This window comes from Bifidobacterium hominis (assembly GCF_040095915.1).
Taxonomy (GTDB): Bacteria; Actinomycetota; Actinomycetes; order Actinomycetales; family Bifidobacteriaceae; genus Bifidobacterium; species Bifidobacterium hominis.
Map to the genome: position 1 here is coordinate 192,961 of NZ_JBBMFR010000003.1, position 13,109 is coordinate 206,069.

Sequence of the window (13,109 nt, forward strand, 5' to 3'; positions counted from 1 at the left end):
CTTGCTTATATATGGCAGATTTGAAGAGTTGACATGAGGCATTTCGCTTATATATGGCACTCGTGCTTGTAGGCAAGGCGACTTCGGGGGTAAAAATATACCCTCTAAGTCACCTTGTTACCAAGGATATCTGCCATATATAAGCAAGATATCATCCGACGGACCCGCGAATCTGCCATATATAAGGCAGATGGCGCCGATCAGTTGAACCCGACGACGTGTTCCGCCACGAAATATCCCTTGCGAATCACGAAACGACCGATTGACCCGCGCAAATTCAACGCACGAGACATGGCCTTCTTGCGCACATCCTTGTAAATAGTGGGGGAGTACGCCTTAATGTCGTCCCACATATCCTTTTTCTTCTCATAATTTTCCGGATCGCGAGACAAAATCATGAACACACTTGCCACGGAACTTTCAATCGCCAGGAAGTGGATCATATAACGGTACAGGCCGTCCGGTACCGTGTCGCGTTCCGGAGTGGCGTGCACCATGCACTGGTTGACGAGGCGCAGCTGGTCGACACGGCGGATCATCACATCGGTCTGCACGCTTTGCCCGTCGCGCCCGATGAAATAGTGGTAGAACGGCGTATCCAAATACTTCATGGTCTTCACCCACGGGAATGGTTGGTACGCGTAAATGAAATCCACGTAGAACGTGTGCTCCGGCAGTTGCATGCCGGACTCTCGCACTACGGCGGTACGGTACGTCAGCGCGTGCATGAGAATGTATTCAGCCAAGCCGAAATGCCCAAGATCGTTCCAAGTCAGGCGCTCGCCGGCCTTCATGGCATGTCGGAAGTTCACTACATGCTTGTTGCGTTTGCCAACCTTGTCATACACATAATTGGTGACGAGCATGTCGATCGGCTCGGTGGAATCGGCCTCTTCGCGCAGCACGGCCATGACTTGTTCGAGCGATTCGGGGCCAACCCAATCGTCGGCGTCCACAACCTTCACATACATGCCGCGTGCCGCCGCGATGCCGGTGTTGACGGCCCCGCCGTGCCCCTTGTTCTCCTGGTGGATGGCGCGTACGATGCCCGGATGGCGGGCCTCGAATTTCTGCGCCATTTCCAGCGTGCCGTCGGACGATCCGTCATCCACGATCAGTACTTCGATGTCGTCGTTGCGCTTCGCTGCGATTAATGATATGACGCATCGTTCCAAATATTCGGTCATGTTGTACGCGGGCACCACGAAGGTGAGCGTCTTCTTCTCCTGCATAGTCTTCCTTGGTCGGCCGAGGTGACCTTCCGCGCGCGCGTGGGTCACTGCGTAACGAAACTAACGTAGCACCTTGTTTGCTTCAGGGGAACGGTTTGTGCGCAATAGGCACCCTGAATGGTTCAATCTGCACCTGAAATTTCCCTTAAGGGTACCGTTGTTGACGATTCGTCAGTTTTCGTCGATGTTTATTGGCTGTTGTGCTGCTTACGATTCCTCTGTTGCGGGCACTGTTTAATTCCTGCGTCTGGCATCTGTTGGCGTGGGCTGCGATGCTTGCGGTGACAGGGTGCGGCTGGGTTTTACAACTGCTGTTCGGCTTGTGTGTCTTGGCTTCCGGCTGCGCCTTGTTCGGTGTTCTGTTCAGCGTTCTGCCCGGCTGGGCTTTCCGTATTGTTTTGTGATTGTGCCTCTTTTGCGGCCTTGCGCTCACGTTTCGCGATTTCCTTGATTTCGCGCCTTTCCTGTTTTTCCGTCTCTTTTGTGGCTTTGTCGCTTTCGAAACGCAGTTCCGGCTTGGCTTCCATGCGGCTCAAGCCATGCCAGGCCAGATTCACGATGTGTGCGGCGAGCTGCTCCTTGCTGAGCTTGCGCTGGTCGGCCCAATATTGGCAGGTGTAGACGGTCATGCCGATGAGCATCTGCGCGTAGTACGGCACGCCCTTGGCGGGCAGATGCTGCCGCTTGAACGCCTCGGTGAGTATGTCTTCGACGCGGATGGAGATGTCGCCGAGCAGCGAGTTGAATGATCCCGCGGGATCGGTTTTCGGCGAATCGCGGGTGAGCACGCGGAATCCCTCGGCGTTCTCCTCGACATAGGTGAGCAGTGCGAGGGCGGTGCGTTCGACGATCTGCCGCGGATGCGCCTGCGGATCGGATAGCGCGTTGATGAGGGTGTCGGTGAGCGCGCGCATTTCGCGGTCCACCACCACGGCGTACAGGCCCTCTTTACCTCCGAAATGCTCGTACACAATGGGTTTTGACACTTTTGCGGTGGCGGCGATCTCCTCCACGCTCACTGCTTCGAAACCCTTCGACGCGAACAGCGAACGACCGATTTCGATGAGCTGCTCGCGCCGCTGATACGACGTCATTCTGGATGTGTTAGCCATGCTGTCCAGTTTTTCACGTCCCGTGGATAGCTCCTTGATCGTCCGACCCCCACGTATCGTCCGATTCTGGTGAATCGGACACGTGTGTCATATTGACAATGCTTCATTGCGGCTTTAATATATTTAATAAATAATAAATTTTATTAAAGGGGGTGATGTGGACCGTCTACCAGAATGGTTGGCCAACCTTGCGGAGGAGGATTTGGCCTTCATCAAGAACTTCGTGCTATCGTCAGGATCTCTGAAGCAAATGTCCCAGCTGTATCAAGTCTCCTACCCGACCATGAGGCTCCGGCTTGACAGGCTTATCGAAAAAATACGGTTGAACGACAACGAGACGGAGGATCCATTCATCCTCTTGGTGAAGAGTCTCGCCATCGACGATAGATACGACGTCGACACGGCTCGAATACTCATAGACGAGTACAGAAAGAGAAGGGATGAATCATGAGCTGGACATGGATCGCATTATTGATTGAGATCCTAGGCGTAATCGCCGTATTCGTTCTGGTCTTCCTCATCGCGAGGAGCCTGATTCGCTACGCAAATTCCCTAAAGAAAGGAGGCAGTTCTTCAAAGCAGGCAGCAGAAGACAAAAAAATCACTCTTCATGATTTATAAAAACGTTACCAGATATATCGAAGTCAAAATCGCATTATCGATGCCTTGCATGGCAGAGTATCTTATTCCCCTGGCGAATCGGACATTCGTGGTGCGTCCGCGGGGCGGAGTCGGTGTGTCCGTTGCGCTTTTTAGGCTGGAGTCATGGATACGAATGTGATTATTGCGATTGTCGCTGTTGTCGTTATTGCGGCAATTCTGGTGATTGGTGGTTGGTGGCTCGGTAAGACCCGCAAGAACGCCGTCAACAAGTCCACTGAGGATGCGAAAGCGGCTGCTGATGCCCGTATTGCTGCGGAAGCAAAGTCGGCTGCGGCTGATTCTTCCACGGTGAAGCCGTCCGTTGATTCCAATGTTGATGCAGCTGAAAAAGCTCCGGCTGAAAGTCAGCAGAAGTCCTCAGCTCAAGCTTCCTCTTCCGAAACGGCGGCTCCTGCACCAGCCACCGAAGCCAAGCCCGAACCGGTTCATGAAACCCCCGAAGCCGCTGGCACGCGCATGCAGCGTCTTAAGGCGCGCCTGTCGAAATCCGGCAATCCGTTCGGCAAGGCCCTGTTCAACATCCTCGCCAAGGATCAGCTCTCCGAAGCTGACTGGGAGGACGTCGAAGACACCCTTCTGCTTGCCGATGTTGGCGCGGAAGCCAGCGAACAGCTTGTCGAGGAACTACGAAACGACGCCCGAATCGCAGGCCAGTCCGACCCGGCCGAAGTGCGTGCCGCGCTGAAAGACAAGCTGCTGAAGCTCGTAGGCACTGACACAGATCGCCGTCTCAATGCCGATAAGGAAGGCGCGAACAAACCGAGCGTCATCATCATGGTCGGCGTGAACGGCACGGGCAAAACCACCACTGCGGGCAAGCTTTCCCGCCTGCTTGTTTCCGAAGGCAAGCAGGTCATGCTGGGCGCTGCCGATACCTTCCGCGCGGCGGCCGCCGACCAGTTGGAAACTTGGGGTGCGAAGGTGGGCGTTCCGGTCGTGCGTTCCGACAAGGACGGCGCCGATCCGGCGTCCGTCGCATTCGAGGCCAGCGTCAAGGCCAAGGAAGAGAACGCCGACGTGCTCATCATCGACACCGCCGGCCGCTTGCAGAACAAGGCGAACCTCATGGACGAGCTCGGCAAGATCCGCCGCGTTACCGAAAAGAATCTTCCGGTCGACGAGGTGCTGCTCGTGCTCGACGCCACCACCGGCCAGAATGGCATGACGCAGGCCAAGGTGTTCGCTGAAGCCATCGGCATTACCGGTGTGGTGCTCTCCAAGCTTGACGGTTCCGCAAAGGGCGGCATCGTGATTTCCGTGCAGAAGGAGCTTGGCGTGCCCGTCAAGCTCGTCGGCCTTGGCGAAGGCCCGGACGATCTCGCTCCGTTCGATCCGGAAGGCTTCGTCGACGGCATCCTCGCCTGAGATGATTGCGCTCCTGAGAAAGCCTCCCTGCGTGGGAGGCTTTCTTTTTACCTCCGACCAGTCCTATCTCGCCTATATATGGCAGATACGCTGAAAAAAGGGCTGATATTGGTTTGTCCTGGGAGTGGTGCGCAATCTGAAACAAAACGTGCCAGCCGCTTTATTCCGCCATTTTCGGTTGGCGTAATGGCGAGATGGCGTTACCTTGCTGTAACACGTCGTAACGTTTTCAAAACGCGGGCGGCGTTCCATACCGTTTTGTCAGCCCCATACGATGGGGCCGGAAATGTGAACTCAAAAAGAAAGAAAGAGGAGGGTGACATGGGTCAGCTTGATTCTGGAAATGCCGCGTGGATTTTGACTTCCGCGTCCCTTGTGTTCCTCATGACGCCGGGTGTGGCGTTCTTCTACGGTGGCATGGTCCGTGCAAAGGCCGTGCTGAACATGATGATCATGGAGGCGGCCGCTCTGTCCGTCACAATGGTGATCTGGGTGCTGTGGGGCTGGTCCATCGCCTACGCAGGCACTTCGGTCGGCGGTGTCTTCGGTGATCCGGCCACGGGCTTCCTGCTGAAGGATTCCATGGTTTCCGACGGTGGCGTCTTCACGTCGGCTTCGCTGAACTCCAACAATTACCCGGTCAGCGTCGATGTGGCGTTCCAGTCCGCATTCGCCATGATTACCGTCGCTCTGATTTGCGGCGCTATCGCTGAACGTGTCAAGTACTCCACTTGGATGATTTTCGTCGCGCTGTGGATTACCTTCGATTACGCTCCGCTCGCCCACATGGTGTGGAATGGCGGTCTGCTGAGCGCTGACGGCGCGATCTCCCAGGCCATTGGCGCTGCCGCCCACGATTTCGCAGGTGGTACGGTCGTGCACATCAACGCTGCAGTCGCCGCTCTGGTGATCGTGCTGATCATCGGCAAGCGCAAGGGCTTCGGCACCCAGCCGTTCCGTCCGCACAATGTTCCGTTCGTGATGCTTGGCGCTTTCCTGCTGTGGTTCGGATGGTTCGGCTTCAACGCTGGTTCCGCGTTCGCCGCCAACGGCACCGCAGGCTACGCTTGGGTTTCTACTTCCGCTGCAACCGCCGCCGCAATGCTCTCTTGGGGCTTCACTGAGAAGATCCGTACCGGCCACTACACCGCCATGGGTGCCGCTTCCGGTATCGTCGCAGGTCTGGTCGCCATCACCCCGGCCGCCGATGTGGTTTCCCCGCTGTGGGCCATCGTGCTCGGTGCCATCGCCGGCGTGCTCACCTGCCTCGCTTGCGGCCTGAAGTTCAAGCTCGGCTACGATGATTCTCTCGACGTTGTCGGCGTCCACGGCGTCGGCGGCTTCACCGGCACTGTGCTCATCGGCTTCTTCGGCGAAGGTACCGGCCTGTTCGCAGGCGGCGACTGGAAGCAGCTGGTTGTGCAGCTCCTCGTTGCCCTCGTTGCCATCATCTGGTCTGCTGTTGTCACCGGCATCATCGCCTTCGCTCTGGAGAAGACGATTGGCTGGCGTGTCACCGAAGCTCAGGAAGTCGGCGGTATCGATCTTGCCGATCAGGGCGAACGTGCTTACGATTTTGCTGGTACCGCCAGCTCTGTTCTCAAGGAGGTGAAGTGAGATGAAGCTCATTACCGCTATCATTCAGCCGCATAAGCTTGACGATGTCAAGGAAGCCCTCGCTGCCGCAGGTGTTCACGGTCTGACCGTGTCTGAGGCTAACGGTTACGGCCGCCAGCGTGGCCACACCGAGGTTTACCGTGGTGCCGAATATACCGTGGATCTCATTCCGAAGATTCGCATCGAGGTGCTGTCCGATGACGCCGATGCCGAGACTCTGGTCGGTGTGATCGTCAAGTCCGCCGGCTCCGGCACCATCGGCGACGGCAAGGTTTGGGTTGCCCCGCTTGACTCGGTGACCCGCGTGCGCACCGGCGAGACCGGCTCTGCCGCTATCTGATAATTCATTCGGATAGATATTAAGGCTCCGGGCTCAGGTTCGGTTTATCAATAGACAGATCCCCGTACGTGCTTCGCGCCGTGCGGGGATTTTCATACGATTTTCGAGTCAGATTTTCTGCCTCGGATTTCCCACTTTCGCTTTTTACCTGCTCAGATTAGCTTGCTTTTGCGAAGATTCATAAGGATTTGCTATGACTTCAGCGGTTGATGGTCTTAAACAACGTTTCATGGATATGAGTCAGCCGGATGCCGACGGCGTGTACCGCGATGGTGCGGCGAAGCGAAAGGCCCGTACGGATCTGGCCATGGATTGCCTGACGAAGTTGTGGCAGGAGGCCTGCCGGACGGTTTCTTTTGACGTTCCGCAAGTTGGTATTGGTCTTGGTGCGGTGGGCTCGTTGGCTCGCGGCCAGGTGGGCCCGAGTTCCGATCTTGACTTGGTGGTCATTTATGAGCCTCACGCGTTCACTGACCAGCAGCTCAATGAGCTTGCCAACAAATTGTGGTATCCGATTTGGGATTCTGGTCTTGATCTTGACCAGTCGGTGCGTACCTGCGCGCAGTGCGAGGCGGTCACCGACCATGATTTGCCCGCCGCGATGGGTTGGCTGGACGTGGTGCCGATCGCGGGCGACGCGCAGCTGATCGAATCCACGGCCGTCTCCATTTTAGAGCGTTGGCGTAGGGCCGCCCGTAAGCGTTTGCCCGAATTGTTGGGTTCCGCCAGGTCTCGTTTGGACGAGTTCGGCCGTATGGCGTACGGCAATCAGCCTGATATTAAGGAGTCTCGCGGTGGTTTGCGCGATTCCGTGCTGGTCTCCGCGCTTGCCGCTTCTTGGCTTGCCGACCGCCCGCACGGCCAGTATGACGATGCTGTCGAACGGTTGCTGGATGTGCGTGACTGCACTCATTTGGTTGCCAATAAAGACACGAATATGTTGCTCGCTCCCTATCAGGCGAGGGTTTCGGCGATGTTGGGTTTGGCTGATCCGACGTTGCCGAGCGGCGAGCGTGAGGTGAAGTCGATTGATGATTTGCAGACGTTGCTTGCGCGTGTTGGCCGTCAGATCGCGTTTTCGCTTGATTCCACGGCTTCCCGTGCCGAGCATTCGTTGACTCATGAGAAGCCTCGTTTTGCATTTTTCCAGGTGTTCCAGCCTCGTGGCGGCGGTAAGCGTCAGGCGCCTACGTTTGATGTGGTCGCGCCCGGTATTGCCAAGCATGAGGAGGAGATCGTACTTGCGCCGGGTGCCGATCCGAAGTCTGATCCGTGCCTTGCGTTGCGTGCGGCTGTTGCTGCGGCTGAGTTTTGTCTGCCGATTGCGCCCGGCACGTTGCAGAATCTGAAGTCATGTCCGATTGATGATCGCACGTGGAATGATGAGTCGCGTAGTCTGTTCTTGCGTTTGCTTGCGAGCGGTCCCGCATTGTTGCAGGTGTGGGAGGAGATTGATTTTGTTGATATTCCGGGTCGTTTGATTCCGGAATGGTTGGCGATTCGTAATCGTCCGAGCGCTTCGGCCGTGCATCGTTACACGATTGACCGTCATTCGGTTGAGGTGGTCACGCGGCTTGGCCGTGAAACACCTCGTGGAAACCGTTATGATGATCGGCATTATCAGGCGTTGCTGTTGGCTGGTATTTTGCATGATATCGGCAAGCGTCCGGGGGTTGCCGATCATGCTGCGGAGGGTGCCCGCCATGCGTCTACGGTGTTGAAACGTATGGGTTTTGACCGTGACATTATTTGGTGGGTCACGTTGCTGGTGCGCGAGCATCTTACGTTGTCGGAGTTTGCGACTGGTCAGAATCCTAATGATCCGAATGTCGGCGACGAATTGGCGTCCCGTCTTGACCATGATCCGCTGCTGCTTGACATGCTCTTTGACCTGACTCGTGCTGACGGTTCGTCGTTGGGTGCCACGTCCGGCGAGACTATTTCCAAACAGTACGGCTGGAGCAAATGGCGCGAAACCCTTGTCCGAACCATGTACAACGCCACCCGCTACCACATGTGAGGCCGCGTAGGCTGTGAGCGAATGCCCGGCAAAGCGACATGATTGCCGATGCGGTACCCGCCGCGTCGTCGGAAACCCATTGTTTAAGAAAAAGTGGGGAACATATCACCTTCAGTTCACTTAAGCAAGTCAAAACCAGGGGAATGGGCACCCGTACGAAAGATGTCCCCAAGTTGTCCACTTGGTTATCCCCATTTGGTGGATAACTCGATATGTTTTCCACATAGTTATCCCCAGTATGTGGATAACTCGGGTTTTTTCGGCTTTCTTATCCACAGCGAACCGATTCGCGCGTGTTGGGTGATTTCGATCCTGCCAATGCGGAGATTCCTCCAGAATCTCATCGCAACATCATTCGTGAAGCGGCACAGGTATTATGGTTTTTCCCGGTACACTACACATCGAAGAGCTGGAGAAGCATGGCGGAGAGCAATTCTTGGAACAACGGCCTGAATCAAGGGCAAAGCCGCGGTTTTTCAGGCAATGGCAGCACTTCCGGAACATCCGGAGCGGCTATTCGCGACGCCATCTTCGACCGTGTGCCGCCACATGACGACGCCGCCGAAATGGCGGTGCTCGGCGGCATGCTCATGAGCAAAGACGCCATCGGCGAAGTCTCGCAGATGATCGACATCACCGACTTCTACCAGCCGCGCAACCAAACCGTGTACGAAGCCATCATCAACCTGTTCTCCGCATCGCAGCCCGTCGACGCGGTGCTGGTGGCCAACCAGCTGCTCAAAGACGGCGACCTCGAAAAAGTGGGGGGATCCGACTATCTGCACAGCCTCGTCGCATCCGTGCCGACCGCAGCCAACGCAACCTTCTATGCCGACATCATCCACCAGCGTGCCATCCTGCGCAATGTGATCGCAGCCGGCACCAAAATCGCACAGCTCGGCTACACGGCCGAAGGATCCCAAGCCGAAGACGTCGTCAACCTGGCACAGGCCGAAGTCTACGAAATGTCGACCGGCAAAGTGAGGCAGGATTACGCGCCGATCGGCACCGTCATCACCGACACCCTTGACCAAATCGATCGACTGCAGAACGGCGAAGTCTCCAAGGGCGTACCAACCGGATTCCGCGACATCGACGAAGTGACGCAAGGTCTGCAGCCAGGCCAGATGATCGTTGTGGCAGGACGCCCCGCCATGGGCAAGTCCACGCTCGGCGTCGATTTCGCAAGATCCGCCGCGTTGCACCACAATATGACATCCGTGATCTTCAGCTTGGAAATGAGCAAAAACGAACTTGCGCAACGAATTATCTCCGCGGAAACGAATATTCCGTTGGCAGCCATGCGCCGAGCGGAAGATATTACGCAGGAACGTTGGAATATCCTCAATAATCTGCAAGACAAACTGCAGAACGCACCATTATTCATCGACGATAGTCCGAACATGAGTTTGATGGAGATTCGTGCGAAATGCCGCCGATTGAAGCAGACGAACGATCTGAAATTAGTGGTGATCGACTACTTGCAGCTCATGACTTCCGGCAAGGCCGTGGAAAGCCGCCAGCAGGAAGTGTCCGACTTCTCGCGTGCATTGAAGCTGCTTGCCAAGGAATTGGAAGTGCCGGTGGTGGCGTTGAGCCAGCTGAACCGTGGTCCCGAAATGCGTCAGGATAAGAAGCCGCAGCTTTCCGACCTGCGTGAATCCGGTTCTATCGAACAGGACGCCGACGTGGTGTTCCTTGTGCACAGGCCGGACGCCTACGACAAGGAGGACCGCCCAGGCGAGGCCGACATCATCATGGCGAAGCACCGTAACGGCCCGACCGATACCTTCAATCTCGCGTTCCTTGGCGCATACTCCAAGTTCAAAGATATGCCGCAGGACTATCAGAGCCAGCAGGAGGTATAAGCATGACGTGGAACTCATTCGCAACGCCGTTGATTGGCAAAGCCGTGCGTGCGGCCTCACGCCTGGCGCATGGCGGCGGCAGCGCGTTCCCCGGCAAAATCGTGGAACAGATCGACCCGCAATTCCTCGCACGCACGCTACAGCAACTGCCGCTCGGCGTGGTGCTCGTATCCGGAACGAACGGCAAAACCACCACCACTCGTATGGTGGCAAACATGCTGGAATCGTTGGGATTAAAGGTGTTCACCAATCCGACCGGATCGAACTTCACCCGTGGCGTGGTCTCGTCGCTGCTGGCGGAAGTTTCGCTCGGCGGCAAACTGGACGCCGACATCGCCGTATTGGAACTCGACGAAGCGTACGCGGTGCATTTCGTCAAACAAGTACAGCCCGACTACTGCCTGCTGCTCAACGTGATGCGCGACCAGCTCGACCGTTTCGGCGAAATCGACAATACCGCGAAACTGTTGAGCAAAGCCGCCGAAGCGACCACCGGAACCGTGGTACTCAATCGTGAGGATCCGCGCATCGCACGACTTGCTGACGTCGCCCATACTGAAGATGGTGTGGAAGTGCGCTATTTCGGTCTTGACGGGTCGTTGCGCAGCTTCTTCCCGTCCGACGATGATATGCGCACGACGGTTGATACGGAATCGGCAACTGATACTGAAGCTTCAGTTGGTATTGACTTGTCCGAATCTGCAGAATCGGACGAGAATACTGCGATTAACGATTCCTCGGCAATTGCGAAAACTGGGGGAAATGCAGAAAATTCGAAAAATGCAGAATCTGCGGAACAGTTTCCGGCTGACGTGACCCTGCTTGCCGTAGGCGACCATCGTGCTAGCTTCGGCATCGACGGCGAAACGTACGAAACCGGCGTGAAACTGGAAGGTGTGTACAACCTATACAACGCGGCGGCCGCACTGGCCGTCGTGCGAGCGGTCGTAGCCGACGCGCAGGCAATGTTCCTGCCGTTCGAAGAGAACGTAACCGACGAACTATTGCGACAAGTGGGAATCTCACAGCGCATGATCGATTTTGCGCACGCCACCACGCAAGCCATGATCGACGCGGCAGCCGAAGTCACTCCGGCGTTCGGACGCGGCGAAGTCATCGACGTAAACGGTTCGCCGGTAGAACTGCTACTCGTCAAAAACCCCATGGGATTCCGTCTGTCGCTCGCATCCTTCACTCCCGAAGGCTGCGACACCATGATCGCTATCAACGACGAGTACGCCGACGGTCGTGACATGAGCTGGTTGTGGGACGTGGATTTCTCTTCGCTGCGAGGCACCGGTGTAGCCATGGTTTCAGGTGTACGCGCATGGGATATGGCGTTGCGCCTCGAATACGACCAAGTGCCGGTGAACAGCGTCAACACGGAACTTGAAGAGGCCGTCTCAACGTTCGTGAACGCAAATCCGGGTACCCCTAAGCACATTTACTGCACGTACACGGCGATGCTTAAAACGCGAGCGGCGCTCGGCAAAATCGCCGAAGTCGCCGACGCTGGCGTGGGCAAGTGACGGCGCGCATCCGCACAATCCGGCAAGACGTGCGAAAAACGCATGAAAATAGGTGCAACGCATGAAAACGCAAGAACGTATGAAGAACGTATGAAACGCATGAGGGAGACGATATGAGCCAGGCAATCGACATCGTGTCGCTATATCCGAAAGACATGAACATCTATGGCGACTCCGGCAACGTACTCACCATCCAGCGCCGACTCGCGCTGTACGGCTACGAACCGCACGTGCACGCCTACAATCAGGGCGACGCGTGGCCCGAACACGTCGATATGATTCTGGGCGGCGGCGGGCAAGACACCGGCCAGAAGAAAATCGTCGACGACTTCTTCAAACGCGCCGACCTGCTGCGCTCGCTGGCCGCAGACGGCACCCCCATGCTCATGATCTGCGGCCTGTATCAGCTGTTCGGCGAATATTTCGAAACGGTGGATGGTTCCCGACTTGACGGCATCGGCGTGATCGGCGCGTACACGGTCGGCCAGGAAGTGCGCATGATCGGCAATCTGACCGAGCATTCCGCCGATTTCGGCGACATCATCGGCTACGAAAACCATTCCGGCCAAACCTTCCTGCGCGAAGGCGTGCAGCCGCTCGGCGTCGTCGACGCGGACGGTACCGGCAACAATGGCGAGGATCATACGGAAGGCGCACGCGTCAACAATGTGATTGGCACATACATGCACGGTTCGCTGCTGCCGAAGAATCCCGCGATCGCCGATTTTCTGATCCGTACCGCCGTGGAACGCCGATATGGTTCGTTCGATCCGGTTGCTGCAGGGCAAACGCAGGCGCAGCGTTCGGAACTTGACCGCATCAATACGATTGCCGACAACGCGCGTCGCGTGGCCATGTCACGTCCGCGCTGATCGGCCGCTCGTTTTTTGGGTGAGTTTCGCACGATCTCACTGTCCTGCGTTTTGCGGCTTCGTTTTCGTTTTTCCGTACGCTGTGGGCATACGGCAGCGAACTTTCCGCAGAATTGCGACGATTGACCAGTTTCGTTGACTTTATTTGTGAAGATAATGCGATAGAGTGGGTACTACCATCACCTAAGGAGGTAATCATGGCTGATTTTGATTTTGGTGACGGCCTGCGTAAGGTCTTTCTCGCCGGCGTTGGTGCTTTGGCGACCACGGTTGAGAAGAGCCAGGAAATCGTTGACGATCTCGTCAAGAAGGGCGAGCTGACCGTCGAACAGGGCAAGGCCCTCAATGCCGAACTCAAGCACAAGGTCGCGGAGGTCAAGGAAGCCTCCGAAGCCAAGACTGCAGAGGAAGCCAAGGAAGCGGAGTCTGAAGCCAAAGCCGAGTAACGTTCAATCGTTCCTATCGCCGTCTGCGCGTCGCATCACGTTCAG

The 13,109-nt window shown here is 56.5% G+C and carries 11 protein-coding genes; 9 read left to right on the plus strand and 2 right to left on the minus strand.

The features are described from left to right. Positions 1–200: 200 nt before the first annotated feature. Complete coding sequence (locus WMO36_RS03585) at positions 201–1,232, minus strand: glycosyltransferase family 2 protein (protein ID WP_349076822.1); 1,032 nt, start codon at positions 1,230–1,232, stop codon at positions 201–203. Between the two features lie 302 nt (positions 1,233–1,534). Next, complete coding sequence (locus WMO36_RS03590; protein WP_349076825.1) at positions 1,535–2,344, minus strand: TetR/AcrR family transcriptional regulator; 810 nt, start codon at positions 2,342–2,344, stop codon at positions 1,535–1,537. Between the two features lie 157 nt (positions 2,345–2,501). Between WMO36_RS03590 and WMO36_RS03595 the strand changes: the two genes are divergently transcribed. The 9 genes from WMO36_RS03595 (at position 2,502) to WMO36_RS03635 (ending at position 13,064) form a co-directional block, all read left to right on the plus strand. After that, the gene (locus tag WMO36_RS03595; RefSeq protein ID WP_003833742.1) at positions 2,502–2,795 is read left to right on the plus strand and encodes a DUF2089 family protein; all 294 of its coding nucleotides are present in this window, start codon (positions 2,502–2,504) and stop codon (positions 2,793–2,795) included. A gap of 314 nt (positions 2,796–3,109) precedes the next feature. Continuing rightward, positions 3,110–4,372, plus strand: coding sequence for a signal recognition particle-docking protein FtsY (gene ftsY / locus WMO36_RS03600; RefSeq protein ID WP_349076828.1), 1,263 nt, complete (start codon positions 3,110–3,112; stop codon positions 4,370–4,372). Positions 4,373–4,693: 321 nt separating this feature from the next. Continuing rightward, positions 4,694–5,989: an ammonium transporter gene (locus tag WMO36_RS03605; RefSeq protein ID WP_033500658.1), complete on the plus strand. Its 1,296-nt coding sequence runs from the start codon at positions 4,694–4,696 to the stop codon at positions 5,987–5,989. 1 nt (position 5,990) lies between these two features. Beyond that, positions 5,991–6,329 (plus strand): P-II family nitrogen regulator, encoded by a 339-nt coding sequence (locus WMO36_RS03610; protein WP_003807443.1) that lies wholly within the window; start codon positions 5,991–5,993, stop codon positions 6,327–6,329. A 193-nt stretch (positions 6,330–6,522) separates the two neighbouring features. After that, a complete protein-coding gene (locus WMO36_RS03615; RefSeq protein WP_349076830.1) occupies positions 6,523–8,349 on the plus strand; it encodes a nucleotidyltransferase domain-containing protein in 1,827 nt (608 codons plus the stop codon). A gap of 419 nt (positions 8,350–8,768) precedes the next feature. Further along, complete coding sequence (dnaB, locus tag WMO36_RS03620; RefSeq protein ID WP_250779498.1) at positions 8,769–10,217, plus strand: replicative DNA helicase; 1,449 nt, start codon at positions 8,769–8,771, stop codon at positions 10,215–10,217. A gap of 2 nt (positions 10,218–10,219) precedes the next feature. Then, positions 10,220–11,746, plus strand: a complete 1,527-nt coding sequence (locus WMO36_RS03625) for a Mur ligase family protein (RefSeq protein ID WP_349076833.1) — start codon at positions 10,220–10,222, stop codon at positions 11,744–11,746. A 113-nt stretch (positions 11,747–11,859) separates the two neighbouring features. Then, on the plus strand, positions 11,860–12,618 hold the full coding sequence (locus WMO36_RS03630; protein ID WP_099595804.1) for a type 1 glutamine amidotransferase: 759 nt from the start codon (positions 11,860–11,862) through the stop codon (positions 12,616–12,618). 197 nt (positions 12,619–12,815) lie between these two features. Continuing rightward, positions 12,816–13,064 (plus strand): phasin family protein, encoded by a 249-nt coding sequence (locus tag WMO36_RS03635; protein WP_099571111.1) that lies wholly within the window; start codon positions 12,816–12,818, stop codon positions 13,062–13,064. The last annotated feature ends 45 nt before the right edge of the window (positions 13,065–13,109 follow it).

Bases quoted from the DNA above. Each gene is read 5' to 3' on its own strand.
- WMO36_RS03585 (WP_349076822.1), bottom strand. From the start codon at position 1,232: ATGCAGGAGAAGAAGACGCTCACCTTCGTGGTGCCCGCGTACAACATG.
- WMO36_RS03590 (WP_349076825.1), bottom strand. From the start codon at position 2,344: ATGGCTAACACATCCAGAATGACGTCGTATCAGCGGCGCGAGCAGCTC.
- ftsY (WP_349076828.1), top strand. From the start codon at position 3,110: ATGGATACGAATGTGATTATTGCGATTGTCGCTGTTGTCGTTATTGCG.
- WMO36_RS03605 (WP_033500658.1), top strand. From the start codon at position 4,694: ATGGGTCAGCTTGATTCTGGAAATGCCGCGTGGATTTTGACTTCCGCG.
- WMO36_RS03610 (WP_003807443.1), top strand. From the start codon at position 5,991: ATGAAGCTCATTACCGCTATCATTCAGCCGCATAAGCTTGACGATGTC.
- WMO36_RS03615 (WP_349076830.1), top strand. From the start codon at position 6,523: ATGACTTCAGCGGTTGATGGTCTTAAACAACGTTTCATGGATATGAGT.
- dnaB (WP_250779498.1), top strand. From the start codon at position 8,769: ATGGCGGAGAGCAATTCTTGGAACAACGGCCTGAATCAAGGGCAAAGC.
- WMO36_RS03625 (WP_349076833.1), top strand. From the start codon at position 10,220: ATGACGTGGAACTCATTCGCAACGCCGTTGATTGGCAAAGCCGTGCGT.
- WMO36_RS03630 (WP_099595804.1), top strand. From the start codon at position 11,860: ATGAGCCAGGCAATCGACATCGTGTCGCTATATCCGAAAGACATGAAC.
- WMO36_RS03635 (WP_099571111.1), top strand. From the start codon at position 12,816: ATGGCTGATTTTGATTTTGGTGACGGCCTGCGTAAGGTCTTTCTCGCC.